This is a genomic window from Leisingera sp. McT4-56 (assembly GCF_020514995.1).
Classification (GTDB): domain Bacteria; phylum Pseudomonadota; class Alphaproteobacteria; order Rhodobacterales; family Rhodobacteraceae; genus Leisingera; species Leisingera aquaemixtae_A.
The window spans coordinates 39185-66150 of record NZ_JAJALF010000020.1; the positions used below are offsets into that span (position 1 = coordinate 39185).

General features: G+C 63.9%; 25 protein-coding genes. 12 read left to right on the top strand and 13 right to left on the bottom strand.

Features of this window, described 5'->3' with window-relative positions; all coding sequences use genetic code 11:
* Positions 1-66: 66 nt before the first annotated feature.
* Complete coding sequence (locus tag LHL23_RS18445; protein WP_226431017.1) at positions 67-1641, top strand: gamma-glutamyltransferase family protein; 1575 nt, start codon at positions 67-69, stop codon at positions 1639-1641.
* 35 nt (positions 1642-1676) lie between these two features.
* Here the strand turns inward: LHL23_RS18445 and hspQ are convergent, their stop codons facing one another.
* Complete coding sequence (gene hspQ, locus LHL23_RS18450) at positions 1677-2003, bottom strand: heat shock protein HspQ (RefSeq protein WP_222477534.1); 327 nt, start codon at positions 2001-2003, stop codon at positions 1677-1679.
* Between the two features lie 425 nt (positions 2004-2428).
* Here hspQ and LHL23_RS18455 point away from each other — a divergent pair, with 425 nt between their 5' ends.
* Positions 2429-3016 (top strand): transglycosylase SLT domain-containing protein, encoded by a 588-nt coding sequence (locus tag LHL23_RS18455; protein ID WP_174148550.1) that lies wholly within the window; start codon positions 2429-2431, stop codon positions 3014-3016.
* A 62-nt stretch (positions 3017-3078) separates the two neighbouring features.
* Entirely contained in the window at positions 3079-4470 is a 1392-nt protein-coding gene (locus LHL23_RS18460) for an alpha/beta fold hydrolase (protein WP_226431018.1), read from the top strand.
* Between the two features lie 15 nt (positions 4471-4485).
* Here the strand turns inward: LHL23_RS18460 and LHL23_RS18465 are convergent, their stop codons facing one another.
* The 4 genes from LHL23_RS18465 to LHL23_RS18480 form a co-directional block, all read right to left on the bottom strand.
* Positions 4486-5070 (bottom strand): LolA family protein, encoded by a 585-nt coding sequence (locus LHL23_RS18465; RefSeq protein ID WP_226431019.1) that lies wholly within the window; start codon positions 5068-5070, stop codon positions 4486-4488.
* A 79-nt stretch (positions 5071-5149) separates the two neighbouring features.
* A complete protein-coding gene (locus tag LHL23_RS18470; RefSeq protein WP_226431020.1) occupies positions 5150-8176 on the bottom strand; it encodes a DNA translocase FtsK in 3027 nt (1008 codons plus the stop codon).
* A gap of 115 nt (positions 8177-8291) precedes the next feature.
* Positions 8292-9470: an aminotransferase class I/II-fold pyridoxal phosphate-dependent enzyme gene (locus LHL23_RS18475; protein WP_226431021.1), complete on the bottom strand. Its 1179-nt coding sequence runs from the start codon at positions 9468-9470 to the stop codon at positions 8292-8294.
* 109 nt (positions 9471-9579) lie between these two features.
* Positions 9580-10911 (bottom strand): amidase, encoded by a 1332-nt coding sequence (locus LHL23_RS18480; protein WP_226431022.1) that lies wholly within the window; start codon positions 10909-10911, stop codon positions 9580-9582.
* A 110-nt stretch (positions 10912-11021) separates the two neighbouring features.
* Here LHL23_RS18480 and LHL23_RS18485 point away from each other — a divergent pair, with 110 nt between their 5' ends.
* Entirely contained in the window at positions 11022-12248 is a 1227-nt protein-coding gene (locus tag LHL23_RS18485) for an FAD-dependent monooxygenase (RefSeq protein WP_226431023.1), read from the top strand.
* Positions 12249-12272: 24 nt separating this feature from the next.
* On the opposite strand, the gene LHL23_RS18490 is transcribed toward LHL23_RS18485, so the two are convergent.
* From LHL23_RS18490 to LHL23_RS18500, 3 genes are read right to left on the bottom strand one after another with little or no spacing between them, the layout of a single operon-like run.
* Entirely contained in the window at positions 12273-12461 is a 189-nt protein-coding gene (locus tag LHL23_RS18490; protein ID WP_226431024.1) for a Trm112 family protein, read from the bottom strand.
* A complete protein-coding gene (locus LHL23_RS18495) occupies positions 12458-13102 on the bottom strand; it encodes an LON peptidase substrate-binding domain-containing protein (RefSeq protein WP_226431025.1) in 645 nt (214 codons plus the stop codon). Before LHL23_RS18495 ends, LHL23_RS18490 begins: the two co-directional genes overlap by 4 nt.
* A gap of 27 nt (positions 13103-13129) precedes the next feature.
* Entirely contained in the window at positions 13130-14056 is a 927-nt protein-coding gene (locus LHL23_RS18500; protein ID WP_226431026.1) for a tetratricopeptide repeat protein, read from the bottom strand.
* 74 nt (positions 14057-14130) lie between these two features.
* On the opposite strand from LHL23_RS18500, the gene LHL23_RS18505 reads away from it, so the two are divergent.
* The gene (locus LHL23_RS18505) at positions 14131-14652 is read left to right on the top strand and encodes a DUF6653 family protein (RefSeq protein WP_226431027.1); all 522 of its coding nucleotides are present in this window, start codon (positions 14131-14133) and stop codon (positions 14650-14652) included.
* A gap of 176 nt (positions 14653-14828) precedes the next feature.
* Here LHL23_RS18505 and LHL23_RS18510 read toward each other — a convergent pair whose 3' ends face one another.
* A complete protein-coding gene (locus LHL23_RS18510; RefSeq protein ID WP_226431028.1) occupies positions 14829-15617 on the bottom strand; it encodes an exodeoxyribonuclease III in 789 nt (262 codons plus the stop codon).
* A gap of 235 nt (positions 15618-15852) precedes the next feature.
* Positions 15853-16539, bottom strand: a complete 687-nt coding sequence (locus LHL23_RS18515) for a response regulator transcription factor (RefSeq protein WP_222476556.1) — start codon at positions 16537-16539, stop codon at positions 15853-15855.
* 173 nt (positions 16540-16712) lie between these two features.
* Here LHL23_RS18515 and ribA point away from each other — a divergent pair, with 173 nt between their 5' ends.
* Positions 16713-17801 (top strand): GTP cyclohydrolase II, encoded by a 1089-nt coding sequence (gene ribA / locus LHL23_RS18520; RefSeq protein WP_226431029.1) that lies wholly within the window; start codon positions 16713-16715, stop codon positions 17799-17801.
* Positions 17801-18310, top strand: coding sequence for a L,D-transpeptidase family protein (locus LHL23_RS18525; protein ID WP_226431030.1), 510 nt, complete (start codon positions 17801-17803; stop codon positions 18308-18310). Before ribA ends, LHL23_RS18525 begins: the two co-directional genes overlap by 1 nt.
* A 57-nt stretch (positions 18311-18367) precedes the next feature.
* On the opposite strand, the gene LHL23_RS18530 is transcribed toward LHL23_RS18525, so the two are convergent.
* A complete protein-coding gene (locus tag LHL23_RS18530) occupies positions 18368-19018 on the bottom strand; it encodes a YggS family pyridoxal phosphate-dependent enzyme (RefSeq protein WP_226431031.1) in 651 nt (216 codons plus the stop codon).
* A 123-nt stretch (positions 19019-19141) separates the two neighbouring features.
* A complete protein-coding gene (locus LHL23_RS18535; protein ID WP_226431032.1) occupies positions 19142-20146 on the bottom strand; it encodes a porin in 1005 nt (334 codons plus the stop codon).
* Between the two features lie 310 nt (positions 20147-20456).
* Between LHL23_RS18535 and LHL23_RS18540 the strand changes: the two genes are divergently transcribed.
* From LHL23_RS18540 to LHL23_RS18560, 5 genes are all read left to right on the top strand, one after another.
* Positions 20457-20945, top strand: a complete 489-nt coding sequence (locus tag LHL23_RS18540) for a DUF3576 domain-containing protein (RefSeq protein WP_226431033.1) — start codon at positions 20457-20459, stop codon at positions 20943-20945.
* 88 nt (positions 20946-21033) lie between these two features.
* On the top strand, positions 21034-23598 hold the full coding sequence (gene leuS / locus LHL23_RS18545) for a leucine--tRNA ligase (RefSeq protein WP_226431034.1): 2565 nt from the start codon (positions 21034-21036) through the stop codon (positions 23596-23598).
* On the top strand, positions 23585-24100 hold the full coding sequence (gene lptE, locus LHL23_RS18550; protein WP_222476570.1) for an LPS assembly lipoprotein LptE: 516 nt from the start codon (positions 23585-23587) through the stop codon (positions 24098-24100). The genes leuS and lptE overlap by 14 nt, the downstream gene beginning before the upstream one ends.
* Positions 24097-25125 carry a DNA polymerase III subunit delta gene (gene holA, locus LHL23_RS18555; RefSeq protein WP_226431035.1) on the top strand — a complete coding sequence of 343 codons (1029 nt, stop codon included), beginning with the start codon at positions 24097-24099 and terminating at the stop codon, positions 25123-25125. The genes lptE and holA overlap by 4 nt, the downstream gene beginning before the upstream one ends.
* A 76-nt stretch (positions 25126-25201) precedes the next feature.
* Positions 25202-25792 carry a glutathione S-transferase family protein gene (locus LHL23_RS18560; RefSeq protein WP_226431036.1) on the top strand — a complete coding sequence of 197 codons (591 nt, stop codon included), beginning with the start codon at positions 25202-25204 and terminating at the stop codon, positions 25790-25792.
* Here LHL23_RS18560 and LHL23_RS18565 read toward each other — a convergent pair.
* Positions 25765-26964: a TIGR03862 family flavoprotein gene (locus tag LHL23_RS18565; protein WP_226431037.1), complete on the bottom strand. Its 1200-nt coding sequence runs from the start codon at positions 26962-26964 to the stop codon at positions 25765-25767. The genes LHL23_RS18560 and LHL23_RS18565 overlap by 28 nt on opposite strands.
* Positions 26965-26966 lie beyond the last annotated feature (2 nt).

The window sequence follows — 26966 nt, forward strand, 5'->3', positions numbered from 1 at the left end:
ACAGGATTTGAATTGCCTTCAGCGGACCCGTGCCTAGGCTTGGCGCGTCAAAAGGGGAGCACTGCCATGCGAGATTTCCATTTGCCCGGGCGATCGGCCGTCTTTGCCGCTTCCGGCATGTGCGCCACGTCGCACCCGCTGGCGGCCAGCGTCGCGCTGGATATGCTGAAACGCGGCGGCAATGCCATGGATGCAGCTTTGGCCGGGGCGGTTCTGCTGGGGATATGCGAACCGCAGATGACCGGGATCGGCGGCGATTGCTTTGTTCTCTACTCGCGGCCCGGGCAAGGCATCCAAGCCCTGAACGGGTCCGGCCGCGCCCCTGCCGCAGCCAGCGCCGCGGCTCTGCGAGCGCAGGGGCTGGATTCGGTGCCGCTGAGCAGCGCAGATGCGGTCACGGTCCCCTGCGCGATCGACGCCTTTTGCCGGCTGGCGGAAATCGAAGGCCTGCTTGGTCTCGACGTTCTGCTGCAACCTGCCATCCATTATGCTGAAGCCGGCGTTCCCGTTGCGCCGCGCACGGCTTTTGACTGGCGCAACAGCGAAGGCACCCTGCAAGGCGCAGCACGGCAGCATTACCTGCACAACGGCCGCCCGCTCCGCCAGGGCGATCTGTTCCGCGCACCCGGGCAGGCTGAAGTCCTGCGCCGCGTTGCCCGGCACGGGCGGGAAGCGTTCTACACCGGCGAAGTGGCTGAAGACATGATCGCAGCGCTGACAGCACAAGGCGGTGTCCATACGGCCGAGGACTTTGCTGCCGCCTGCAGCTTTGCAACGCAGCCGGTTGCGGGCGGGTACAAGGAGCTGAGCCTCGCCGAGCATCCGCCGAACGGCCAGGGCGCCACGGCCCTATTGCTGCTGAACATCCTGAAGCATTTCGACATCGCCGGCATGGATCCATCCGGCGCCGAACGCGCGCATATCGAGGCAGAAGCCGCCAAGCTGGCCTATGACGCGCGCAACCGGTTTCTGGCCGACTCGGATCACACCGCGCGGCTGGCGCATATGCTGGCGCCGGAAACCGCCGCCCGCCTGGCTGCGTTGATCGACCCCAAACGCGCCATGGCCGCTGCCGCACCGCTGACAGAAGCCGTGCACAAGGACACGGTCTATATCACGGTGGTGGACAAGGACCGGATGGCGGTGTCGCTGATCTATTCGATTTTCCACGGCTTCGGCTCAGGCATCGCGTCAGAGAAGTTCGGCATCCTGCTGCAAAACCGCGGCGCTGGTTTCACGCTGGAGGAAGGCCATCCCAATGAACTGGGCCCCGACAAAAGACCGATGCATACGATTATTCCGGCAATGCTGCAGCAAGACGGAGAGGTGATCATGCCGTTCGGCGTGATGGGCGGCGGGTATCAGCCCATAGGCCATGCCCGCCTGGTGTCGAACCTTGCGGACTTCGGCATGGACCTGCAATCGGCGATTGACGCACCGCGCTGTTTTCCCGACGGCGGTGTTCTGAAAACCGAACGCGGCTATGGTGAGTCAGCCCGCCGGACACTGTCGGATCTGGGGCATAGGGTGGAGGTGCCGGATACTCCGCTTGGCGGAGCGCAGGCGATCCGCATCCATCCGTCAGGCGTGCTGGAAGGCGCCAGCGATCCGCGCAAGGACGGATGTGCGCTGGGATACTGACACAGGCGCAGCCTGGCAGCCGGCTGCTGCCGGTTTCAGTTCAGCTGGTAATGGAGAGAATAGGCACCGCCGTCGAAATTGCCGAACATTTCGGGCACATCCGGGTGCCCGACAGGCTCCCCCGAATAGTCCGCAACCAAGTTCTGTTCGGACACGTAGGCCACGTAATAGCTTTGGTCATTTTCGGCCAGCAGGTGGTAGAACGGCTGGTCCTTGACCGGACGGCTGTCTTCCGGGATTGCCTCGTACCATTCCTCGGTATTGGAAAACTCCGGATCCACATCAAAGACCACCCCGCGGAAGGGATGCTTGCGGTGGCGGACAACCTGCCCGAGATTGTATTTTGCGCGTGTTCTCATCATGGTCATGCTGCCCCCGTCCTTATTTAAATAGCGCGGGGGCCGGGCAATTGTCCAACAGTTGAGGCAAATTTTCAGGGAAACAGACTGTGAACCCTGCTTTAACAGTGGCTTAGGCTGGCCGTCCGGCGCGCTGGCGCAATTGCTATCGGGAGGCGGGACATGCCACATCGTGAGTCCCGAAGCAGCGCTGAAAGCGGCAGCCCGGCCAAAGGTTTGGCACCGCCGCGGCGAGGTGGACGCCACCGCAGAAACGCTCTGCCAAGCGGTGTCGGGCCATTGGCCCCGTAGGCCTGCAGCCCTGCCCGGAAGACACCTGTCGACTGGCGGCTGCTGCGGGCGCGGCTTCCTGAAATTTGATTTCCTCGCACGCAGCAATCCGCTAGACTTGCCGCAAAACAAACCCAAAACAAAAATGGGCAGAGGCAATGAGCAGACTCATCAGCGCCCTCGTTCTCCTCATGGCGGTTGCGTCTTGCGGAGGCGGGCACAAAGCGCCGCCGCGCAACCTGGATAATGCCTGCAGCATCATCCAGCAGCGCCCCGAATACCTGAAAGCCTTCCGCGCGACCCAGCGCCGCTGGGGCGTTCCGGTGCATGTGCAGATGGCAACCATCTATCATGAGAGCCGGTTCCGCGGCGATGCCCGCACACCGCATCAGTATCTTCTGGGGGTGATCCCGGTCGGGCGGCAATCCAGCGCCTACGGCTACAGCCAGGCCCTGGACGGCACCTGGGACGATTACCGGCGGGACACCGGACGGCGCCGGGCCAAGCGCGACAAGATCAGCGATGCCGCGGACTTCATGGGCTGGTACATGCGCCAGAGCCTCGAGAAGAACGGCATCCCCCTCTATGACGCGCGCAACCAGTACCTGGCCTATCATGAAGGGCACTCCGGCTATGCCCGCGGCAGCTACAGGTCCAAGTCCTGGCTGATGCGGGTTGCCGGCCAGGTCGAATCCCGGGCGCTGACTTATCAGGCCCAGCTCGCCACCTGCCGCAAGTTCCGCTGACCGCGGCCTGAGCTGGATTTCCGCAGCCTCTCCCCTAACATTCAGGGGGGAGGATACAGTTCATGGAACGCAGGCTTGCCGCGGTTCTGGTCGCCGACATGGCCGGTTACGCCCGGTTGATCGAAGCGGATGAAGAAGGCGTTCTGCAGCGCCAGAAGAAGCACCGCCGGGACCTGATCGATCCGCAAATCTCTGCCAACCGCGGCCACACCGTGAAAACCACCGGCGACGGCATGCTGGTGGAATTTGCGTCAGCCCACGATGCAGTCCGCTGCGCGCTGGCAATCCAGAAGGAGATGCCAGGCCGCGAAGCGGACACCCAGGAGCCAAGCCGCATCCGTTACCGTGTCGGGATCAATATCGGCGATGTGGTCTTTGACGGCGCGGATATCTTTGGCGACGGGGTCAACGTCGCCGCCCGCCTGGAAGGGCTGGCGGAACCAGGCGGCATATGCATTTCCGGCATCGTCCACGAAACCGTCAGGGACCGGCTTGGCGAAAGTTTCCGGGACATGGGCTCGCAGCGGATCAAGAACATCTCCCGCCCGGTCCGGGTCTGGCAATGGGTGCCCGATGCCCGCCCGGAACGTGAGCCGCCTGAAGCAGCGCTGCAGCAAAGAGTGAAATACTGCACGTCGCCTGACGGAACGCACCTGGCCTATACCACGATCGGCAACGGGCCGCCGGTGCTGAAGGCGCCAAACTGGATCAACCACATCGAATACGAGTGGCAAAGCCCGGTGTGGGGCCAGTTCCTGAACGAATTTGCAAGCAGCTGCAGCCTGACCCGATTTGATCAGCGCGGCAACGGGCTGTCAGATTGGGAGGTGGAGGAGATATCCGAAGACCGGATGATCGACGACATGCTGGCCGTTGCCGATGCCGCGGGGCTGGACCGCTTTGCCCTGTTCGGCATTAGCCAGGGCGCCGCCTTTTCTATGCGCTTTGCGGCACAGCACCCGGAGCGGGTCAAATGCCTGGTTTTGCTTGGCGGCTACGTGCGCGGGCGTTTGCGGCGCGAGGACCCGGAGGCGGACCGGTTCTACCAGATCGGCTACAACATGATCCGGGACGGCTGGGGGTCGCCGAATTCCATCTACCGGCACTTCTTTACAACCACGTACATTCCCGACGCCACGGCGGAGGAAGGGGAATCCTTCGATGAACTGCAGCGGCTGTCCACCAACACCGGAAACGCCCTGCGCATCATGGAGATGAACGCCGTGATAGATGCAACGCCCCATGCAGGAAACGTCAGGACTCCCACCCTGGTCCTGCACTGCCGCGGCGACCGGGCGGTTCCGGTGGAGGAAGGGCGGCTAGCGGCGCGGCTGATCCCCGGTGCTAGCTTTGTCGAACTGCCTGGCAACAACCACGGCATGGTTGGCGGGCACCCGGGATTTCAGGAGTTCTTTGACGAAGCGATGCCGTTCATCCGGCGCCACACTGAGTGAACGTCAGCAGCCGGCTCAGCGGGAGCGCCCGCTTGTCGTGAACAGGCTGGAGGACAATTTCTGTCCAGTTTCCATCGCCCCCAGGACAACGGTTGTCTGACCGCCGGCGCTGTCATGGATCACCCATTTGCGCAGTTCGACCGGGCTGCCGGTGAACATCATCTCGATGCTGCCATAGTCCGGGTTTTCCGGGTCCTGCGCCCGCACGATGGTCGAGGTGCCGTCAAAGCTGTGCCCCACCACCATGTTGGCCCGGCCCAGGTCCACCCTGCGGTCCAGGATGATCGACAGCGGCGTCCGCTTCAGCGGGTAAGTCTCGGGCGGCTGGTTCGACTTCGGGTCGTGGATCACTACCGCGCCGCCGCCGGCCACCACGGTGCCGCCGCCATTGCCGTCATATTCAAACCGCATGCGCCCCGGCCGGTGCATATACAGTTTGCCCGTGGACAGGCTGCCGTCGTCATTGATCTGTGTGAAGGGGGATGTCGCCGTCGTGATCCCGTTCAGGTAGCGGGAGATTTCATTCAGGCTCAGCTTCTCTGCCGCCCAGGAAGCCGGGGCAGAAAAGGTCAGCGCAAGGGCAAGTAGAATCCGTTTCATGGGCTCAACATAGGTGCGCTGCTGCAGATGTGAAGATGCCGGACCCGCAGGGATCCGGCATCGGCGGTTTTTTGTCAGCTCACTGTTCGGGAACCAGAATTTCCCGTTTGCCGACGTGGTTGGCGGCTGAGACGACACCTTCGTCTTCCATCTGCTCCACCAAACGCGCGGCCTTGTTGTAGCCGATCGCCAGCTTGCGTTGGATGTAGGAAGTCGAGCACTTGCGGTCCTTGATCACAATGGCAACCGCCGTGTCATAGAGCGCGTCCTCGGTGTCGGTATTGCCGCCGGTGTTCAGCCCCAGCACCGCGTCGATATTGTCGGCTTTGTCCTCATCCGGGCCGTCCAGTACACTGCCCACATAATCCGGCGGGCCGAATTGCTTGAGGTGGTTGACCACCTCCTCGACCTCTTCATCCGAACAGAACGGACCGTGGCAGCGGGTGATCTTGGCGCCGCCCGCCATATACAGCATGTCGCCCATGCCCAGGAGCTGCTCGGCGCCCATCTCGCCCAGGATGGTGCGGCTGTCGACCTTGGAGGTCACCTGGAAGGATATCCGGGTCGGGAAGTTGGCCTTGATGGTGCCAGTGATCACGTCGACCGAGGGGCGCTGGGTTGCCATGATCAGGTGGATGCCCGAGGCCCGCGCCATCTGCGCCAGGCGCTGGATGCAGGCCTCGATTTCCTTGCCGGCAACCATCATCAAGTCGGCCATTTCGTCGACGATCACCACGATGTAAGGCAGCGCCTTGGGTTCGAACTCTTCGGTCTCGAACACCGGTTCGCCGGTGTCATCGTCAAACCCGGTCTGCACTGTGCGCGAGAACATCTCGCCCTTGGCAAGCGCTTCCTTCACGCGGCCATTGTAGCCCGCGATGTTACGCACCCCCATCTTGGACATCTTGCGGTAGCGGTCCTCCATCTCGCCCACCACCCACTTGAGGGCGACAACCGCCTTCTTCGGGTCGGTCACAACGGGCGAGAGCAGATGCGGGATGCCGTCATAGACGGACAGTTCCAGCATCTTGGGGTCGATCATGATCAGGCGGCATTCATCCGGCGTCAGCTTGTAAAGGAGCGACAGGATCATCGTGTTGATTGCCACCGATTTACCGGAGCCGGTGGTGCCCGCGATCAGCAGGTGAGGCATCTTGGCGAGGTTCGCGACCATTGCGTCGCCGCCGATGTCCTTGCCCAGTGCCAGCGGCAGCGCGTGGTTGCCGTCGCCGAAGTCACGCGAAGACAGGATTTCGCGCAGCACCACTTTCTCACGCTTCTCGTTCGGCAGTTCGATGCCGATCACGGTGCGGCCGGGCACAGTCGACACTCGCGCCGACAGCGCAGACATGGACCGCGCAATGTCATCCGCGAGGCCGATCACGCGGGAGGCCTTGAGACCCGGCGCGGGCTCCAGCTCATACATGGTGACAACGGGGCCTGGGCGAACCGAGACGATCTCGCCTTTCACGCCATAGTCGTCCAGCACCGTCTCCAGCATCCGGGCGTTTTCTTCCAGCGCCTCATCGCTCAGATGGTGGCGTTCGATGCTGACCGGGTTGGTCAGCAGGTTCAGCGGCGGCAGTTCGAAATCGCTGTCACTGTCGTCGAAGGCCAGGTTGGGCTGGGCTTCCGCCTTGGCCCGCGCTGAGGGCTGCACCGGCTTTCGCGCCGGTTTCTCCACCACCGCCTTGCGCGGCTCTGCCACCGGCAGATCAACGGTCAGCCGCGGCCCGGGGGCCTTGGCCGCCTGGGGGGCATCCTGAACCGGCGCCGCCGCGTCCGGCAGAGACTCGGCCGGCACGTGGTCCGGCGTCAGCATCCGAGGCGCATCGTCGCCGAAGCCGGCGCGGGCGTCCTCTTCCTGCGCGTGTGCTTCCGGCGCATTCGGAACAAAGGCTTCAGCCTCTGCCGCCTGCCAGGACAGCGGCGGCTCGTCCGGCACCGGCGGCACCGGCATTTGCGCAGCGGTCAGCGGCGGCTCGGCGGGCAGGCCGCCCTGTGCGGCTGCGGGATTGAAAATCAGCGGCGCGGGACGCTGGCCGCGGCCCTTGGTCAGCGGCAGGTTCGGGTCCAGCTCCGGCGGTGTATCGGCGGCGCGGCGGATCCGCACCGCATTTGCGATCTTCTTGGAGATCCGGTCTTCGCCGCCCTGATCATCGGCAAAGGTCTCTTCCTCATCCGCAAAATGAGTTTCAGCGGCATAAGCATCTTCATGCGCCGGTGCCGCGGGCGCAGCCCGGCGGATCAGCCCCGGCACTCGCGACAGCAACCCGCCTTTGGCCGGCGTTTCAGGTTCTTCCAGATCAGCATCAGCCGCATAAACGTCTTCGGGATAGTCCTCGAACATCTCAGGGTCTGCATCTGCGCCGGCATAGAGGTCCTCAGCGGCAGCATCCGCGCGTTCGGCACGCTCCCGGCGGTAGGTCAGCGCCGCCTGCAGCCCGCTGGAAGCACCGCGGCCCAGCAGCGCAGCTGCGGCGCCATAGCCCAGGATCAGCCCGATCATCACCTTGTGCAGGCCTTTCTTCACCTCGGGCCAGGTGAAGCCCAGCACCACGCAGCCAAGCGCCAGCATACCCGCAGCGCTCAGCAGGGACATGATCTTGACCATGAAGTGCAGGCCAACCGGCAGCAGCGCCAGCAGCGCGCCCAGGAAGGTGTAGCCAACCATGCCGCCGAGACCGAAGTCATAATTCTGCTGCCAACTGGTGCTGGCGTTAAGGGTTTCCATATGCAGGGACACCACCAGCAGCCAGGGCACCGACAAGAGCAGCGGCCAGACCACGCGGTCCTCGCCCCGGTGCAGCACAAACCGCAGGCCCCAGGCCGCCAGGAACAGCGGCATCGCCCAGCTGGCCTTGCCGAACAGGGTGATCAGGATAAAGGAGACAGAGGCGCCCGGGCGGCCCAGCCAGTTCTGCACCGGCGCGTCAGTGGACACCGTCCAGTTCGGGTCTTCGGGCGTGTACGAGCCGAGCATGGCCGCAACCATCAGCCCCACCAGGATCAGGGCAATCCCGATCAGTTCCTTGCCGCGCTTTTCAATGGCCGCCTGCATATTGCTGTCGAGCAGCGGATCGCGGCTGCGGGTTTGAAATGCCATGCCTACCTCAGTTCCGTTTCATTCGCCCCTGCCCCGCTGTTCACCGCAAGGTCAAAGGCCTGTCCGTTCTTGGTTTTGGCTGCGCGGCCCCCAGCCAAGGGCCGCTCAGCAGAATTCAGTAAAGACAGCCGCGCAGCGTGCTCAGCGCCTCGCGGGTGTCCTCGGCGGGGGCGACCAGCGCCACCCGGATGTAAGTCTCGCCCGGGTTCTGGCCGGTCGCGCCTTGCGCCAGATAGGCGCCGGGCAGCACCCGCACCCCGGTTTCCTTCCACAGCTTCAGCGCGGCCTGCTCGCCGTTTTCCACCGGAAGCCAAAGGAAGAAGCCCGCCTCGGGCGCCATGTAGCCGTTGAGGCCGTCAAAGACCTCATCCGCAATTTTGTATTTTTCCTGATAGAGCGCACGGTTCTCCGCCACATGCGCCTCATCCGCCCAGACCCGGGCGGCGGCGGCCTGCAAGGGACCCGGCAGCGGCGCACCGGAATAGGCGCGCAGCTGTTTGACCCGCTTGATGGTATCCGGCCCGCCGGCAATCAGCCCGGAGCGCAGACCCGGCAGGTTCGAACGTTTCGAGAGCGAGTTGAACAGCACCACCCGTTCGGGATCGGCACCCAGTTCCTGCGCAACGGTCAGCGCACCCACGGGGGCCGCATCGCGGTAGATCTCGGAGTAGCATTCATCCGCGAAGATGCGGAAATCGTATTGTTCTGCCAGCTGGATCAGCCGGGTCCAGTACGCGCGCGAGGCCACGGCCCCCTGCGGGTTCGCGGGCGAACAGATGTACGCGACCGCCGTGCGGTTCAGAACATCCTCCGGCAGGTTTTCATAGTCCGGCAGATGGCCGGTCGCTGCTGTCGCGGGGACAAACACAGGCTCTGCCCCGACAGAAATCGTCGCCACCATATAGACCTGGTAGAAGGGGTTCGGGATCAGCACCACGGGCTTTTGCCCGTTCTTCTGCTCCGGGCACAGCGCCATGGCGGCATTGTAGAGCCCCTCGCGGGTGCCGTTCAGCGCCATGATCTGGGCTTCAGGATCCGCAGTCACACCGTAGCGACGGTGGATCCAGTCCGAAATCGCACCACACAGCTCCGGCGTGCCATCGTTGTTGGGGTATTGGTTAAACCCGGCGGCATTTTCTGCGATGACATCGGTGACCCAGGCCGGAAACGCATGTTTCGGCTCGCCAATGGTCATATGCACCACATCCCCGCCAGGGGTGTGATGGTCCAATAACGCCCGCAGGCGCGGAAACGCATAGGCTGGCAGGTTCGAAAACCGCTCAGGAAAATCCATATCTTATGCCTCGGTCACGGGATCATTGGCGCCCCGTTTGCGCCTCAGGTTACAGGGGGCGGGCGGACGCGTCCACCCGGTGATGCGGCCGTTGGGCCGAATGTGGCTTTCAGGCCAAGGCAGCCTCGATCGCGGCGCCGGTGCGCAGCAGGGCTTCTTCGCAGTCCGGCTGCCCCAGCACCTGCAGCCCGCAGCTGGGGATGCCGGTGGGCAGCGACAGGCCGCACAGCCCCATCAGGTTGCCGATCCTGGTGTTGCGCAGCGCCATCAGGTTGGAACGGACGTAATAGTCGTGGTCGCTCTGCAGCCGGTCCAGGTTGGGCGGCAGGATCGGCGAGACAGGGCTGAGCACAGCGTCAAATCCGGCCACCGCCTGATCCCAGGCCATCCGGCACTGCTCCAGCTTGGCCCAGGCCGCAACATAGTCCGGGCCGCTGAACTGCGCACCGGAGCGGAAGCGTTCCAGAATCTCCGCGTACATCAGCTGCGGAGACGCCTCGATCACGTCCTTCCACAGGCCATAGGCCTCTGTCGTGTAGAGAATTGGGCTGAGGCCCATCGCCTCGTCCAGCGCAGGCACCTCCAGCGGCACGATCTCTGCCCCGGCGCCTTTCAGCCTTTCCAGCGTCTCGCGGTGGGCAGCGGCAACTTTAGAATCGAGATCGTCCTGCGCAACGTTCTGCAAATCGGCAAACCGGCGGCCTTTCAGGGAGCCAGGGTTGCGCAGATCAGGACCCGCAGTCCCTTCCAGCACGCCCAGCAGCAGCCCGGCATCTTCGACTGACCGGGCCAGCGGGCCGACGGTGTCGAACTTCAGGCACAGGGGCACGACGCCCTCCAGCGTGATCCGGCCGGAGGTTGTCTTGAGCCCCACAAGATCGTTCCAGGCCGAGGGAATCCGGACAGAACCGCCAGTGTCAGAGCCGATTCCGCCGGCTGCCAGCCCGTAAGCCACAGAGGCTGCCGCGCCGGAGGACGACCCTCCCGGAGCGGCCTCCTGGTCATTCACGCAGGGCGGTGTTTCCTTGACCGGGTTAAAGCCAAGGCCGGAGAACGCCAGCTCGCTCATGTGGGTTTTGCCGAGGCAGACCGTGCCCATGAGCGTTGCATTGGACAGCACGGCGGCATCCTGGTCCGGCACCCTCCCTTTGAGCAGATCCGAACCGGATTCGGTTGCGGTGCCGGCGCTGTCGAACAGGTCCTTCCAGCTGACCGGCACCCCATCCAAGAGCGAGCGGCGCAAGCCCAGACCGACGCGCTGCTCAGCCGCTTCCGCCTCCGCCAGCGCGCGGTCATGGGTCACCTGCGTGTAGATCCGGTCTTTCAGGGGATGCGCGTCGATAGCGTCCAAATAGCAGCGCGTCAGTGCCACCGGGCCGATTTCACCGGCCGCAATCCCGCGTCCCAGATCGGCGGCAGTCATCGTCAGCCAGTCTTGCATCAGCATCTCTCCCCTTGGCAGTTGCCGGTGACGGTAGCGGCAGCAGGACGCAGGCACAATCCCGCGCTTCCTGCATGGACAATCCCGTCAGCAGGCGCATATTGCGGGGCATGAAAAATGCGTCCGATATCCTGATCGTAGGCGGCGGGCTGAATGGTCCGGCCCTGGCTCTGGCCCTGGCTCAGACCGGCCACAGCGTTACCGTTGTCGACTCGCTGACCCCAGACAAACTGGCCGACGAGGGTTTCGACGGCCGCGGCTATGCGCTGGCGCTGGCCTCGCAGCGGTTGCTGCAGCAGACCGGGATCTGGCAGCATGTCGGGGACAACGCGCAAGCCATGCTGGAGATCAAAGTGACGGACGGCCACGCGGGCCACGGGCCGTCGCCGTTTTTCATCCACTTCGACCATGCGGAGCTGGAAGAAGGCCCGATGGGATATATGGTCGAGGACCGCTTCCTGCGCCGCGCCTTCCTGCAGGCGATGGAAGATGCGCCCGGCATTACCCTGGTGTCCGGACGCACCGTGGTCGCGCAGGCGCCGGATCAGACCGGCGTGACAGTCACGCTGGATGACGGCGGGGAGCTGCGCGGCCAGGTTCTGGTCGGCTCCGACGGGCGCCGCAGCGGTACCGCGCAGCGGGCCGGTATCAAAAGGACTGGCTGGGACTATGGCCAGACCGCGCTGGTCTGTGCCATCGACCACGAAAAGCCGCACCACGGCATTGCCCACCAGTTCTTCATGCCGCCCGGGCCGCTGGCCATCCTGCCGCTGCCGGGCAACCGGTCATCGATTGTGTGGAGCGAGCGGACCGAGACCGCCAAGGCGATCCAGGCGTTGGATGACGCGGAATACATCCAGGCGCTGCGGCCCCGGTTCGGCGATTTCCTGGGGGAGATTTCCCTGGCGGGCAAACGCTTCACCTACCCGTTGAACCTGACCATCGCCAACAGTTTCATCGGCGACCGGATGGCGCTGATCGGCGATGCCGCGCACGGGATGCACCCGATTGCCGGCCAAGGGCTGAACGCGGGCCTGCGCGATGTCGGCGCGCTCGCAGAGGTGATCACTGAGGCCACCCGGCGGGGCGAGGACATCGGCTCCTCCCTGGTGATGGAGCGCTACCAGCAATGGCGCCGTTTCGACACCGCCTCGCTTGCAGCGGCTACTGACGTGTTCAACCGCCTGTTCTCCAACGACAACCCGCTGCTGCGGCTGGGCCGGGACATCGGCATGGGGCTTGCGGGCGCGGTCCCCGGCCTGCGCCGCGGTTTCGTGCGCGAGGCGGCAGGCCTGACCGGCGATTTGCCGCGGCTGCTGAAAGGGCAGGCGATTTAAGGGGAATTGGTGCCGCCGGCCGGATCAGTCCAGCTCGCGCGCCTCATCCACCAGCATCACCGGAATACCGTTGCGGATCGGGAAGGCCAGGTTGGCTGCGCGCGAAACCAGCTCCTGCGCCTGGGCGTCATATTCCAGCACTGTCTGGGTCAGCGGGCAGACCAGTGATTCCAGCATCCGCCGGTCAAAGGCAGGCGCCTGTGTCTCGGTCATTGCAGGGTTTCCTCCTGAGAGCCGCCGCGCAGGGCAAACTCGATCAAAGTGACAAGCGTTTCCCGCCTTGTGGCAAGGCACGGCGCCTCAAGCAAGGCCTGTTTGTCCTCGGGATCAAATTCCAGGAGCATCGACAGCGAGTTGATCAGCAACTCATCATCCGCTTCTTTCAAGGCGTCCCAATCCGTGGACAGGTGTCGGGCAGAAAAGAAGCGTTCCAGCAGGTCCAGAAAAGACGGACGGTCAAGGGTTTCATCCGCTTCGCAGCGGCCAAGATCGCGGTCGAACCCCGTCCAGCTGACGTCGCAGCGCCGGTACGGCGTGAATCCGCCTGCTTCACGGGTAATCCGGAACCGGGAGACACCGGACAGCGTGACAAGGTAGCGCCCGTCCTCGGTTTCGGAAAACTGGGTCACACGCCCGGCGCAGCCAATGCTGTGCAGGTCCTCTCCGTTGCCATGCGGGGCAGGACAGGGCTGCACCATCCCGATCAGCCGCAGCCGCGTTTTCAGCGTGTCCTCAAGCATTTGCAGATACCGCGGCTCGAAGATGTGCAGCGGCAGGCGGGACCGGGGCAGCAAAAGCGCCCCGGGCAAGGGAAACACGGCAATCGTGTCCGGCAGATCGGCAGGCTGGATCATGGGACAGAGTGTAGTGCTGCCCCGGTGTTAGGCAAATATCAGCGAGCTGAGCTTGCGGCGCCCGTTCAGGACCACCGGGTCATTCGGTTTCAGCGCATCGAAGATGGTGAACAGCTGCGTCTTGGCGGCGCCGTCGTTCCACTCCCTGTCGCGGCGGAACAGCTCCAGCAGTTCCGCCACCGCCGCCTCTGCATCCCCCGCGGCATGCAGCGCCTGCGCCAGGTCGAAACGCGCCTGCAGGTCGTCCGGGCTGGCGTCCACCGCTGCCCGCAGTTCTGCCACCGGACCGGCATTCTCTGCCTGCCGCGCCAGCGCGATCTGCGCATGGACCGCTTCGATCTCCGCCGCGCTGGAAATCTCCGCGGGGGCGCCGTTCAGAACCGCCTCGGCCTGATCCAGATCACCCAGCGCGATATGGGCGCGCGCCAGCCCGCCATAGGCGGCGGCATTCTTGTCATCCTCGCCCAGGATCGCCGCGAAGGTCTGGGCCGCGTCCGCAACCGCCCCTTCGGCCAGCATCTGCTCCGCCGCTTCCAGCGCCTCTCCCAGTCCGCCATCGGCAGTGCCGCCTGCGGCCTCGATCACCTTCTTCACGAAGGCATCGATTTCGGACGCCGGCAGCGCGCCCTGGAACATGTCAATGGGGCGGCCCTGCACGAAGGCCACAACTGTCGGGATCGACTGCAGCGGCAAGCCCTGCTGGGCCAGCGCCTGGGCCAGCCGCTGGTTTTCATCCACATTGATCTTGGCCATGGTGGCCGCGCCCTTGGCCCTGGTGACCGCCGCCTCCAGCATCGGGCCCAGGGTTTTGCACGGGCCGCACCAAGGCGCCCAGAAATCCACGATCACCGGCGCCTGCATGGATGCGTCCACGACATCCTGCATAAAAGTGGCTTCGGTCACGTCTTTGATCAGATCATCCGCCGGTGCGGCGCTGCCAAGAATTTCACTCATCAGATTGTTCTCCGCTAGGAACTTGCCCCCTATATGGAATCCTGCGCGCCGGAAACCAAGAGAGGAGTTTGCCAATGGCCCGCCACAGGTTCGATCTCTTCGCTGCGTCAGAGCGGCTGATGAAGATGGACGACGCCGCCTGGGCGCGGCACGCAAGCCCGTGGAGCGTTTTCAGCCGGATGTCGGTGCTGCCGCTGATGACCCTGGCCATCTGGTCAAGAGTCTGGCTGGGCTGGGGCGCTCTGCTGCCGGTTCTGCTGGTGCTGGCATGGACCTGGTGGAACCCGCGCGCCTTTGCGCCGCCTGCCAGCACGGACAACTGGGCCTCGCGCGGCACATTTGGCGAACGGGTGTTTCTGAACCGGGCACAGGTTCCTGTCCCCCGGCATCACGAGATGTGGGCAAATGGTCTGGCCTGGGTGTCAGGCATCGGCGTTATCCCCTGGGTTCACGGCCTGTGGGCATTGAACCCGGGGACCGCCCTGGCCGGGCTGATCCTGATGATTGGCGGCAAGCTGTGGTTCGTGGACCGGATGGCCTGGCTGTATCAGGACATGCAGGACAAACATCCCGGCTATGCCCGCTGGCTGCGCTGACCCGGGTTGCTCCCGCCCCGCTGAAGGCCCCGGCTTGCCGGCTCCCTTGCGGCGTTGGGCCGGGTGCCGTGCTAAGGCGCGGCGGTACTGCACTGCGCGGCAGCGCAGTGCCATGCCCAGCTGCGAGGGAACATCCGTCGGATGTTCGCGATCAGGCGGGAGGGCTCCGCCCGCAGTCAGAGATCAAAGGTCGCAAACACCGGCGCGTGATCGCTGGGTTTCTCCCAGCCGCGGGCATCGCGGAGGATGCGGCTGGAATGCGCCGCATGCGTGATGTCCGGCGTTGCCCAGACATGATCCAGGCGGCGCCCCTTGTCGGCGGCATCCCAATCCTTGGCCCGATAGCTCCACCAGCTGTAAAGGCGGCCTTCCGGGATATCGTTACGGGTCACATCGGACCAGTTGCCCGCGTCCATCACCTCAGCAAAATGCTCCACTTCAACCGGCGTATGGCTGACGACCTTCAGCAGCTTCTTGTGGTCCCAGACGTCATCCTCCCGCGGGGCGATATTGAGGTCGCCGACCAGAATCGACTTCTCCGGCTTCTCCGCGTGGAACCAGTCCCGCATATCCGTAAGGTAGTCCAGTTTCTGGCCGAATTTCTCGTTCTGCTCCCTGTCCGGCACATCGCCGCCTGCGGGCACATAGAAATTGTGGATTACCACCCCGTTCTCCAGCCGGCCCGCGACGTGACGGGCATGGCCGAGGCCGGCAAAATCCTTGTCGCCGATATCCTCGATCGGCAGCCGCGACAGGATGGCGACGCCATTGTAGCCCTTCTGGCCGCGACCGATCATGTGGGTGTAGCCAAGCGCGGCAAAGCCCTCCAACGGGATCTTCTCCACCGGGCTCTTGCATTCCTGCAGGCAGAGAATGTCCGGCCCTTCCTCTTGCAACAGCTTCTGCACGATCGGCTCGCGCAGGCGGACGGAGTTGATATTCCAGGTGGCAAGGGAAAATGGCATCGCGCGCCTCGTCATGTAATCCGGGTTCGGCCGCGATACTGCCTGCGCGGGCGGGGAAGTGCCAGAAGTGTTTTTCTTGGGCGGCATCAGACAGCCGGAACAAAAAAAGGCCGGGCATCAAGCCCGGCCAAGTCCAACAGGGAGGTGCATATCATGACCCGGATATGCGCGGGTATGAGGTCTTTCTAAAGATGAACCTCGGGTTCTTCGTTGATCTGCCTCAAGGCCATCCGCATCAGGCGACCAATCGGTATCCGCCTGATTCTGTCACCAGCAGACGCGCATTCGACGGATCGGGTTCGATTTTCTGCCGCAAACGGTAGATATGGGTTTCCAGCGTATGAGTGGTGACACCCGCGTTGTACCCCCAGACCTCATGCAGCAGCACGTCGCGCGGCACCACGCCGTCGCTGGAGCGGTAAAGGAACTTGAGGATGTTGGTTTCTTTTTCCGTCAGCCGGATTTTGCGCTCATCCTCAGTGATCAAGAGCTTCATCGACGGTTTGAACGTATACGGGCCAAGCGCAAAGACCGCGTCCTCGGACTGCTCATGCTGGCGCAGCTGGGCGCGGATACGGGCCAGGAGCACCGGGAATTTGAAGGGCTTCGATACATAATCATTGGCGCCCGCATCCAGGCCGAGGATGGTGTCCGCATCGGTGTCGTGACCGGTCAGCATCAGGATCGGCGCCTTGACACCCTGCTTGCGCATCAGGCGGCACAGCTCGCGCCCGTCGGTGTCTGGCAGGCCGACATCCAGAATAATCAGATCGTAAAGAGCTTCCTTGGCGCGCTCCATTGCAGTTTGACCATTCTCCGCCTCGAACACGTCGAAGTCCTCGGTCATCACCAGCTGCTCGCTCAAGGCCTCGCGCAGGTCCTCGTCGTCATCAACCAGCAGAATTTTCTTCAGTTGCGCCATCGGCTCGCCCTCCTGTTCTCAAGACCACACATGCGCATCCCTTGCGCCCGCGGCAAGATTTGCTGCAAAACTCTCACGCCGACGTGTCCATGGCATGGAAAATGTTTCACATCCGTTGCATTTAGGCGTAAAGACAGCGAGCTTCTGTTACAAAATAACACCGGAACTCCCGCATGAGCCTGATGCCCACCATGATCGAACTGCTGGCCCGCGCCCGGGTCGATCTGCGCATGGGGCTGCCGGTTGTGCTGACGGACGGAGGCGAGGGCGCGCTGGCGATTGCCGTGGAAGCGCTGACTGAGGCGCGCCTGTCGGACATGCGGTCCCTGGGCCCGTTGTCTCTGGCGCTCACGGCCCGCCGGGCAGAAACGCTGAAGGCGCGGGTTTATGACGAGGATACTGCCCGTGTGTGCGTGCCGGAATCCGAGGGTCTGAACTGGATCCAGGCGCTGGCGGATCCAGCGGATGATCTGAACACACCGATGAAAGGCCCGCTGTCCAGCCAGCGCGGCGGCAGCGCGGATCTGCACCGGCTGGCCATTGCCCTGGCGAAATCCGCCCGGCTGCTGCCTGCTGCCGCGCTTGTCCCTGTCAGCGATCCATCTGCCTTTGCCGCATCCCACGGACTGACAACCGTTTCGCGCAGCGCTGCCGAACCGCTGCTGAGCGAAAGCTCACCGTTGCATCCGGTTGCAGCGGCCCGGCTGCCGATGACGGCCGCCGAAGCCGGGAGGCTCCATATCTTCCGCCCGGAAGATGGCGCGGAAGAGCACTATGCAGTGGAGATCGGCCGCCCCGATCGTTCCAAACCAGTGCTTGCGCGGCTCCATTCGGCCTGTTTCACCGGCGACGTGCTGGGCTCGCTCAAATGCGACTGCGGCCCGCAGCTGCAGGGCGCTTTGGCGCAGATGGGGACGGAAGGCGCGGGTGTTCTTCTGTACCTCAACCAGGAGGGCCGCGGCATCGGACTGGCCAACAAGATGCGGGCTTATTCGCTGCAGGATCAGGGATTCGACACGGTGGAAGCCAACCACCGGCTGGGGTTTGAAGACGACGAACGCGACTTCCGCCTGGGCGCGGCCATCCTGCAAAAAATGGGCTTCTCCCAGGTGCGGCTGCTGACCAACAACCCCAACAAGATCGCGATGATGGAAAAAACCGGCATTCAGGTGGCTGAACGTGTGCCGCTGAAAGTGGGGGAAAACGCCCACAATCAGCATTATCTGGCTACCAAGGCCCGCAAATCCGGGCACATGCTGTAATGACGCCCGCGGATCTGGTCCTGACCCCGGCCGGTGTCCGCTTTTTGGGCCGGGTGCTGCCCTGCACCATCGGCAAAGGCGGGCTGTCCGCGGGCAAGCGCGAAGGCGATGGCGCCACACCGGTTGGCATTCACCGGATCGCAGGCATGCTCTACCGTCCCGACCGGCTGCGCCGCCCCGCGCCCTGGGCGGAACCCATCGGCCCGCGGGATCTTTGGTCTGATGATGCGGGCCACGGCAGCTACAACCACCGAGTTCGCGCCCCCTATGCTTTCAGCCACGAACGGCTGCGCCGGGCGGACCCGCTTTATGACCTGGTCCTGATCACTGACTGGAACTGGCCGGATGCCATTCCCGGCAAGGGCTCGGCCATCTTTCTGCACCAGTGGCGGCGTCCCGGCTTCTCCACCGAAGGCTGCATCGCCTTTTCCAGGACCGACCTCCACTGGCTGGCCGCCCGGATTCAGCCCGGCACCCGGGTCATCGTGCCCGCCTTGAGCCGCGCCTGACGCATCCAGGGCTTTCAAGAAAAATCCTGGCATGAGCTTTCAGAAAACTTTTTCGCCTCAATAGGTCCGGGCACCGAAGATGGCAGAGCCGACGCGGACATGGGTCGCGCCCAGCGCAATGGCCGATTCAAAATCGCCGCTCATCCCCATCGACAAGCCCTGCAGCCCATTGCGTTCGGCGATCTTCGCCAGCAGTGCAAAATGCAGGCTGGGCTCCTCATCAACCGGCGGGATGCACATCAGCCCTTTCACAGGCAAGTCCAGCTTGCGGCACTCTGCAACGAAAGCGTCTGCATCAGCCGGCATCACGCCCGCCTTCTGCTCTTCTTCACCGGTGTTCACCTGAATGAACAGGTCCGGGCATTTGCCCAGTTCCTGTGCCAGCCGGGCAATTGTATTGGCCAGCTTGGGCCGGTCCAGCGAATGGATGCTGTTGAACAGTTCCATCGCCTGGCGCGCCTTGTTGGTTTGCAAGGGGCCGATCAAGTGCAGGTCAATCCCGTCGAACTGTTCCGCGAAACCCGGCCATTTGCCCGCAGCTTCCTGCACCTTGTTTTCGCCAAAACAGCGGTGGCCTTCCTCCAGCACCGCCTGAACCCGCTCATTCGGCTGCACCTTGGATACCGCTATCAGCTTCACGCTGCCCGGTGCGCGGCCCGCCTTGGTCTCGGCCTTGGCTATTCTGGATTTGATCTCTTCAAGCGGCATGGGTCCGGCCTCATCACTGTTTGGCCGCAAGAAACACTGTTTGCCTGGAAATGTTAAGCCGCAAAAGAAAAGGGCGGGTCCCGAAGGAACCCGCCCCGAAAGTCACGCTAGGCGTGCTTCAGCTTAGAAGCTGAAGTGCAGACCTGCCTGCACGGAGTTTTCGTCTTCGTCTGCGTGCGAGCTAACCGCACCAGCAACGAAGGTCACGCCGCCGCCCAGGTCGTACTCGTAGTTGATGCCGAAGGCAGTGCCGTCACGGCCGCCTTCTTCGTTTGCATCAGCGGAGTTCACCCATGCAACGATGGTGGACGCGGAGCCCAGCTCAACGTCGCCAGCCAGGGTGATGGAGTCGCTTGCCATGGTGGTACCATAGGACAGGGTCGCGCCGAACTGACCGAAGTCACCGCCGACTGCCAGGAAGCCCAGCTCGTCGTTGGCTTCAACGTTCGAGTCCTGGTAAGCACCGGACACGAAGTAGTCGCCGAAGGAGTAGCCCAGAGCCACTGCGATACGCTCTTCGCCTTCAGCCGCTTCAACTGCCGGGCTGATCACACCGTCGGACGGATCGGTATCAGCGTCAGCTTCGATGGTGTCGTTCTGGTTCGAGTAGGAGATGTGGCCGGTGAAGCCGCCTGCGGAGTAGATCGCTTCAACACCGTTGCGGCCGTTGCCCGCGGAGGTGAAGGTATCCCAGTTGAAGCCGTTGCCGATGGCCAGGGAGTTGAAGCCCATGCCGTCGATGCCGGTGCCGACCGAGGTGGTGTTCAGGTACAGGCCCTGAACGGAGTCAACTGCGCCCCAGATGTTGCCGACGTTAACACGCAGGCCGCCGTATGCGACGTGGAACTGCGGAGCGGACCAGTTAGCAACGCCTGCGTTGCCGTCACGGCTTTCTGCCTGGGCGCGGATACGGCCACCAACGGTCACGCCACCGTCGGTTTCGGTCGACGCGTCAAAGGTCAGACGGAAACGGCTGGTGATGTTGGTTTCGGAAGCGCCGTTGACGTCACGGTCGTTGGCTTCGTTCCAGTCCAGACCAAAACGGCCGTAGCCGGAGATCTTGACTTCTGCCGCGGCCATGCCTGCGGTGGCGATCAGCGCGGTAGTCGCGAAGAGAACCTTTTTCATGTTTTTCCCTCGGTTTTCTATTCCTCAGCCCAAACCGGGGAATCCGGCGTGGGTATGCCAAGGGGTTTCGCTCTTTCGCCCCCGTTTTGGCAAGGCTTGGGAAAGTCGGGCGAAACGATGCGGCCCCGGATGGTGCAGCTTTGCCACAGTCCGCCCGTCTGAGGCCCCCGCCACATCCCCGATCAGCCCTGCAAAAGTCCTATAGAGCCGGAAATGCCCCGCAGGAGCAGCGTCATAGAAGCCAAAGCCCTTGCTCCGCTGTTGCGCCTTGCGTTAGGTGTTCGCGCAGAAAATGGCTCCGGGAGCGGTTATGAAATACGGAAAGACCCTGCGGGTAACAGTGATCGGCGCGATCTGTCTTGGCCTCGCAGCCTGCGGCGGCGGCAACAGAAGCGGCGAGGTGCCGGCAAACACGGCGCGGACGATCAGCCAAAAGGAAGAGATCCAGCGTAACGCGACCAAGTCGTCCATCTTCGACTTTCTGAACGCCAAGCCGGACCAGACCGTGCAGGTGAACCGCTATCTGTGGACCGCCAGCCTGGATGTGCTGAGCTTCCTGCCCGTGCAGTCGGTTGATCCCTTCACCGGCGTCATCGTGACCGGCTACGGCACCCCCCCCGGCGGCGGCCGCTCTTACCGGGCCACGATCCACATCAAGGATCCGGCGCTGGACGCACGCTCCCTGAACGTGGCGCTGCAGTCCAAGGGCGGAGCGGTCAGCGCCAGCACCACCCGTGCCGTCGAGGACGCGATTTTGTCCCGCGCGCGCCAGCTGCGGATTGCAGACAAGAAACTCTGACCCTGCGCCCTCTGGAATCGCCAGCCAAACCCCATTATCAGAAGCGCCGGGCCACCTGCCCGGCGTTTTCATGCAAAGGACCGCTCTGATGCCGCGTTACATAGCTCCTGAAATCGAAGCACGATGGCAGAAGGCCTGGGACGAGGCCGGGATTTTCCAGGCCAAGCGTACCGGCGACAAGCCCAAGTATTATGTGCTGGAGATGTTCCCCTACCCGTCGGGCAAGCTGCACATGGGCCATGTGCGCAACTACACGATGGGCGACGTGATCGCGCGCTACAAACTGTCCACCGGCCATAACGTGCTGCACCCGATGGGCTTCGACGCGTTCGGTATGCCGGCCGAAAACGCCGCGATGGCCTCGGGCGGGCACCCCAAGGACTGGACCTATTCGAACATCGACACCATGGTCGAGCAGATGAAGCCGCTGGGCCTGTCGCTGGACTGGAGCCGCATGTTCGCGACCTGCGACCCGGAATATTACGGCCAGCAGCAGGCGCTGTTCCTCGACTTCCTGGAAAAGGGCCTGGTTTACCGCAAGAACGCCGTGGTGAACTGGGACCCCATCGACATGACCGTGCTGGCCAACGAACAGGTCGAGAACGGCCGCGGCTGGCGTTCGGGCGCGCTGGTGGAGCGGCGCGAGCTGACCCAGTGGTTCTTCAAGATCTCCGATTTCTCCGAAGAGCTGCTGTCGGCGCTGGACACTCTTGAGAACTGGCCCGCCAAGGTCCGCCTGATGCAGGAAAACTGGATCGGCAAGTCGCGCGGCCTGCAGTTCTCCTTTGAACGCACCGACGGCGGCGAGCCGGTCGAGGTTTATACCACCCGCCCCGACACGCTGCTGGGCGCGTCCTTTGTCGGCATCTCGCCCGACCATCCGATTGCCAAGGCGCTGGAAGCCGAATCGGACGAAGTTGCGGCATTTGTCGCCGAGTGCCGCAAGGGCGGCACCACCGAGGAAGCCATCGAGACGGCCGAGAAGCTGGGCTATGACACCGGCATCCGTGTCAAACACCCGCTGAACCCGGACTGGGAGCTGCCTGTCTGGATCGCGAACTTCATCCTGATGGACTACGGCACCGGCGCAATCTTTGCTTGCCCGGCGCATGACCAGCGCGACCTGGACTTCTGCCGCAAATACGATCTGCCGGTCATCGACACGTTCTTTGCGCTGGACAATGACACTCCGGTTGCAAACGAGGCTTTTGTCCCGCCGAAAACCGAGAAGGTCCGCTGGGTCGACCATTTCGCCGGTCTGACCGAGGCCACCGGCGAGGAAGCCATCGATGCCACCGTGGATTATGCGGAAAAGGCCGGCTGGGGCCAGGGCGTCACCAAATACCGCCTGCGTGACTGGGGCCTGAGCCGCCAGCGCTACTGGGGCTGCCCGATTCCCGTGGTCCACTGCGGTGACTGCGGCGTGGTGCCGGAGAAGAAAGAGAACTTGCCGATTGCGCTGCCCTATGATGAGGGCGGCAAGCCGATCGACTTCTCGGTGCCGGGCAACCCGCTGGACCGCCACCCGACGTGGCGTGATTGCGCATGCCCGTCCTGCGGCAAGCCGGCCCAGCGCGAAACCGACACCATGGACACTTTTGTCGATTCGTCTTGGTACTTCGCCCGTTTCACCGCACCGCGCGCCGAAACCCCTACCGACATGGCCGAGGCCGAATACTGGATGAACGTCGACCAGTACATCGGCGGCATCGAGCACGCGATTCTGCACCTGCTTTATTCGCGATTCTTTGCCCGCGCGATGCAGATCTGCGGCCACCTGCCGGAGAAATCCATCGAGCCGTTCGATGCGCTGTTCACCCAGGGCATGGTGACCCACGCGATCTACAAGACCACCGGCGAGAACCACCGCCCGGTTTACCACTATCCCGAAGAAGTGGAGCTGCGCGACGGCAAGGGCTTCCTGAAGGACGGCACTGAGGTGGAGATCATCCCCTCTGCCAAGATGTCCAAGTCCAAAAACAACGTCGTGGACCCGCTGCACATCATCTCGTCCTTCGGCGCGGACACTGCCCGCTGGTTCGTGCTGTCGGATTCGCCGCCCGAGCGTGACGTGGAATGGACCGCTGCCGGCGCCGAAGCCGCCCACAAACACCTGAACCGTGTCTGGAACCTGTGCGACCGCATTGGTGAGATGGATCCGGAGGCGGCGGGCGAAGGCGACGAGGAGCTGCTGCGCGAGATGCACAAATGCATCCGCGATGTGACGCTGGGCATCGACTCCTTCGGCTTCAACGCCGCGATTGCCAAGCTGTACGCCTTCACCAACACGCTCGCCAAATCCAAGGCCAGCGCCAAGGTGCAGAAGCAGGCGATCATGACGCTGGCACAGCTGATGTCCCCGATGACCCCGCACCTGGCAGAGGACATCTGGAACCATCAGGGCGGCGAAGGCCTGTGCGCCACCGCGCCCTGGCCGGTTGCCGACGACGCCATGCTGGTCGAAGACACCGTCACCCTGCCGATCCAGATCAACGGCAAGCGCCGCGGCGAGATCGAGGTCGCCAAGGATCTGGACAAGGCAGAGGTTGAAAAACTCGCCCTGGCACACGAAGCTGTGCAAAAGGCGCTGAATGGCGGCGCCCCGAAGAAGGTGATCGTTGTTCCGGGCCGGATTGTGAATGTCGTTGCTTAACCGCAGAACCCTGCTGATGGCGCTGCCCCTGGCGGCAGCTGCCTGCGGCTTCACCCCGGTCTACGCCCCTGGCGGAACCGGCGCGGAGCTGCATGGCCAGATCGAGGTTCAGGCACCGGAAAAGATCAAGGGCGCCAACGGCTCTGATGCCTATTTCCTGGTGCAGAACCTGGAGCAGCGCCTGGGCCGCGGCAGCGGTGCCGCCTACAAGCTAGACCTCACGCTCAGCACCGAGGAAGAGCGCCAGGCGATTACGGCGGATAATGAAATCACCCGCTATTCGGTGATCGGCACCGCAGGATTTTCGCTGACCCGGCAGTCGGATGGCAAGGTCGCGTCCAGCGGCACTGTGCGGAACTTCACCGGCTACTCCGCCACCGGCTCCACGGTGGAGACTCTGGCGGGCGAGCGGGACGCGCATGAACGCCTGATGGTGATTCTGGCCGATCAGATCACCACGCAGATCCTGGCAACTGCGGATCTCTCCGCCGCTGCTGAATGAAGCTTTCCCCGCGCGAAGCTGACGGCTATTTCGCCAAGCCCGATCCCGGCAAGACCGGCATCCTGATCTATGGCGCCGACGCGATGCGCGTGTCCTTGAAGCGGCAGCAGGTGCTGGCCGCCCTGCTTGGCCCCGGCGCCGAGGAAGAAATGCGCCTGACCCGCCTGCCTGGCGGCGACCTGCGCAAGGATCCGGCACAGCTTTTGGATGCGGTCAAGGCGGTCGGGTTCTTTCCCGGTGTCCGGGCGGTGTTTGTCGAAGGCGCCAACGACACCGCCACCCCCGCAATCACCGCAGCACTGGAGGAATGGCAGCCGGGCGATGCTCAGATCGTGGTCACGGCAGGCCAGCTGAAAGCGTCCTCCAAGCTGCGCAAGGCGTTTGAGGGCCACAGCAACGCCTATGCGGTTGGCATTTACGACGACCCGCCCTCGCGTGCCGAGATCGAACGCATTCTGGGCGAGGCCGGCATCCGCGACGTGCCCGGCGACAGCATGTCGGCGCTGACCGATATCGCCAATGACATCGGCCCCGGCGACTTTTCCCGCATGATCGAGAAGCTGGCGCTTTACAAGCACGGCGACAGCAGCCCGCTGTCACTGGACGACATCGGCGCCGTGGCCCCGCAGTCGACCGAAGCCGCGCTGGACGACGTGCTCAACGTGGTCGCCGAGGGCCGCAGCCCTGAAATCGGCCCGCTGATCCGCCGCCTGCAGGCGCAGGGCACCAACGCCGTGACCCTCTGCATCGGCGCCACCCGGCATTTCCGCACGCTCTACACCATCGCCTCGGCTCCCGGCGGCCCGGCCCAGGGCATCGGCCAGCTGCGCCCGCCGCTTTACGGCAAACGCCGCGACCGGATGCTGCGGCAGGCCCAGAACTGGGGCGCAAACCGGCTGGAAACTGCGCTGACGATCATCACCGACACCGATCTGGCGCTGCGTTCTGCCGGCCAGACCGCGCCGGCGCTGGCCCTGATGGAGCGGGCTTTGATCCGGCTTGCCATGCTCAGCCGCGCCCGCTGATCCCGAAACGCACCGTCCCGCTTGATCCGCCTTGCAGGGCCGCCCATCATGGCACGGTAAGAACAGGAGAAAGACGATGTATACGGTCACCGGCATTCCGCTTACCCGCACCTTCCGGGTGCTGTGGGCGCTTGAAGAGCTTGGGCAGCCCTACGAGCTGAATCAGCATGGCCCCCGCAGCCCGGAAGTGCAGGCGCTGAATGTCTCTGGCAAGGTGCCGGTGCTGCAGGCGGAAGGTGAGGTCATTACCGATTCGACTGCTATTCTCACCTACCTGGCTGACAAGCACGGCGCGCTGACGGCCCCCGCAGGAACCATTGCGCGCGCCAAGCAGGACGCGATGACCCATCTGCTGCTGGACGAGGTCGATGCCGTCCTTTGGGCCGCGGCACGGCACAGCTTCATCCTGCCGGAGGAACAGCGGGTACCAGAGGTGAAAGGCAGCCTGAAATGGGAGTTTGCCCACAACCTGTCGCGCCTTGAAAGCAAGATGGCAGGCCCCTTCCTGATGGGAGAAGAGTTCACCATCGCCGACATCATCTGCACCCATTGCCTGAACTGGGCGCGCAGCGCCAAGTTCCCGGTCGAGGGTGAAAAGCTGCAAGACTACGGCAAACGGATGCGGGAACGCCCGGCGTTTCAACGGGTGGCCGAACTCGCCAAGTAACCCGCCGCCGCCTGCCCTGCCCAGCGCCCGGTGGCCAGGCAGGCGGTCAGCAGATAACCGCCCGTCGGGGCTTCCCAATCCAGCATCTCCCCGGCGCAGAAAGTTCCGGGGATTTGTTTCAGCATCAGGTTGCCATCCACTGCATCGCAGCAAACACCGCCGGCGGTCGAAATCGCCTCGTCCATCGGACGCAAACCCGTGTGTTTCACCGGCAGCGCCTTGATCAGCCTTGCCAGGGCCTGCGCCTCCTGCGGCAGCGGGCGCCCGAATTCCTGCAGCAGCGCCGCCCCAGCCGGTGACAGCTTCAAGGTCTTGCGCAGGTGGTTGGAGAAACTCGCCTTGCCGCGCGGGCGCGACAGGCGGCGGGCAACTTCCGCCTCTTCCAGATCCGGAAGCAGATCCATATGCAGCACCGCACCCTCCCGCACCGCGGCACAGACGGAATAGATACCGCCGCCCTCCAGCCCGCGCTGCGAAATTACCGCTTCACCGCGCGAAACCTGGCCGCCCGCCCGCAGCGCAATCCCTTTGAGCGGCTGGCCGAATTGCGGTGCCATATGCCTGGACCACTCCACCAGCAGCCCGGCATTGGCAGGCTTGAATGGCGAAACTTCTACCGCTCGTTCCTGCAACAGCGGCCGCCACGCCCCATCCGACCCCAACCGCACCCAGCTTGCACCGCCAAGCGCCAGAACCGTGGCGCCTGCCTCAATCCGCACCGAACCGCTTGGCGTTTCAAATACAAGAGCCGCACCGTCCCAGCCGGCCCAGCGCCAGCGGGTGCGGATCTGCACGCCATACCCGTCCAAACGCCCCAGCCAGGCCCGCAGCAGCGGCGATGCTTTCATCACCTTCGGGAACACCCGGCCGGTGGAGCCGGTGAACAGCTCGCTCCCCAGTCCCTGCGCCCAGACCTGCACTGCCTGCGCATCAAAGGCCCGGATCATCGGCGCCAGCCAGTCCGCCGCCTCACCGTAACGGGTAATCAGCTGTTTGAAAGGCTCGTCCTTGGTCAGGTTCAGGCCGGACTTGCCCGCCATCAGGAACTTGCGGGCAGCTGACGGCTTGGCCTCAGCCACCAGCACCCGGTGCCCGGCGCGGCCCAGTTCTTCGGCAGCCATCAGCCCTGCTGGCCCGGCTCCGATCACCACTGCGTCCCACGCCTCTGTCATGC

What these genes read in the sequence shown, in the direction of transcription:
- LHL23_RS18445 (WP_226431017.1), top strand. Translation starts at nt 67, where the DNA reads ATGCGAGATTTCCATTTGCCCGGGCGATCGGCCGTCTTTGCCGCTTCC.
- hspQ (WP_222477534.1), bottom strand. Translation starts at nt 2,003, where the DNA reads ATGATGAGAACACGCGCAAAATACAATCTCGGGCAGGTTGTCCGCCAC.
- LHL23_RS18455 (WP_174148550.1), top strand. Translation starts at nt 2,429, where the DNA reads ATGAGCAGACTCATCAGCGCCCTCGTTCTCCTCATGGCGGTTGCGTCT.
- LHL23_RS18460 (WP_226431018.1), top strand. Translation starts at nt 3,079, where the DNA reads ATGGAACGCAGGCTTGCCGCGGTTCTGGTCGCCGACATGGCCGGTTAC.
- LHL23_RS18465 (WP_226431019.1), bottom strand. Translation starts at nt 5,070, where the DNA reads ATGAAACGGATTCTACTTGCCCTTGCGCTGACCTTTTCTGCCCCGGCT.
- LHL23_RS18470 (WP_226431020.1), bottom strand. Translation starts at nt 8,176, where the DNA reads ATGGCATTTCAAACCCGCAGCCGCGATCCGCTGCTCGACAGCAATATG.
- LHL23_RS18475 (WP_226431021.1), bottom strand. Translation starts at nt 9,470, where the DNA reads ATGGATTTTCCTGAGCGGTTTTCGAACCTGCCAGCCTATGCGTTTCCG.
- LHL23_RS18480 (WP_226431022.1), bottom strand. Translation starts at nt 10,911, where the DNA reads ATGCAAGACTGGCTGACGATGACTGCCGCCGATCTGGGACGCGGGATT.
- LHL23_RS18485 (WP_226431023.1), top strand. Translation starts at nt 11,022, where the DNA reads ATGAAAAATGCGTCCGATATCCTGATCGTAGGCGGCGGGCTGAATGGT.
- LHL23_RS18490 (WP_226431024.1), bottom strand. Translation starts at nt 12,461, where the DNA reads ATGACCGAGACACAGGCGCCTGCCTTTGACCGGCGGATGCTGGAATCA.
- LHL23_RS18495 (WP_226431025.1), bottom strand. Translation starts at nt 13,102, where the DNA reads ATGATCCAGCCTGCCGATCTGCCGGACACGATTGCCGTGTTTCCCTTG.
- LHL23_RS18500 (WP_226431026.1), bottom strand. Translation starts at nt 14,056, where the DNA reads ATGAGTGAAATTCTTGGCAGCGCCGCACCGGCGGATGATCTGATCAAA.
- LHL23_RS18505 (WP_226431027.1), top strand. Translation starts at nt 14,131, where the DNA reads ATGGCCCGCCACAGGTTCGATCTCTTCGCTGCGTCAGAGCGGCTGATG.
- LHL23_RS18510 (WP_226431028.1), bottom strand. Translation starts at nt 15,617, where the DNA reads ATGCCATTTTCCCTTGCCACCTGGAATATCAACTCCGTCCGCCTGCGC.
- LHL23_RS18515 (WP_222476556.1), bottom strand. Translation starts at nt 16,539, where the DNA reads ATGGCGCAACTGAAGAAAATTCTGCTGGTTGATGACGACGAGGACCTG.
- ribA (WP_226431029.1), top strand. Translation starts at nt 16,713, where the DNA reads ATGAGCCTGATGCCCACCATGATCGAACTGCTGGCCCGCGCCCGGGTC.
- LHL23_RS18525 (WP_226431030.1), top strand. Translation starts at nt 17,801, where the DNA reads ATGACGCCCGCGGATCTGGTCCTGACCCCGGCCGGTGTCCGCTTTTTG.
- LHL23_RS18530 (WP_226431031.1), bottom strand. Translation starts at nt 19,018, where the DNA reads ATGCCGCTTGAAGAGATCAAATCCAGAATAGCCAAGGCCGAGACCAAG.
- LHL23_RS18535 (WP_226431032.1), bottom strand. Translation starts at nt 20,146, where the DNA reads ATGAAAAAGGTTCTCTTCGCGACTACCGCGCTGATCGCCACCGCAGGC.
- LHL23_RS18540 (WP_226431033.1), top strand. Translation starts at nt 20,457, where the DNA reads ATGAAATACGGAAAGACCCTGCGGGTAACAGTGATCGGCGCGATCTGT.
- leuS (WP_226431034.1), top strand. Translation starts at nt 21,034, where the DNA reads ATGCCGCGTTACATAGCTCCTGAAATCGAAGCACGATGGCAGAAGGCC.
- lptE (WP_222476570.1), top strand. Translation starts at nt 23,585, where the DNA reads ATGTCGTTGCTTAACCGCAGAACCCTGCTGATGGCGCTGCCCCTGGCG.
- holA (WP_226431035.1), top strand. Translation starts at nt 24,097, where the DNA reads ATGAAGCTTTCCCCGCGCGAAGCTGACGGCTATTTCGCCAAGCCCGAT.
- LHL23_RS18560 (WP_226431036.1), top strand. Translation starts at nt 25,202, where the DNA reads ATGTATACGGTCACCGGCATTCCGCTTACCCGCACCTTCCGGGTGCTG.
- LHL23_RS18565 (WP_226431037.1), bottom strand. Translation starts at nt 26,964, where the DNA reads ATGACAGAGGCGTGGGACGCAGTGGTGATCGGAGCCGGGCCAGCAGGG.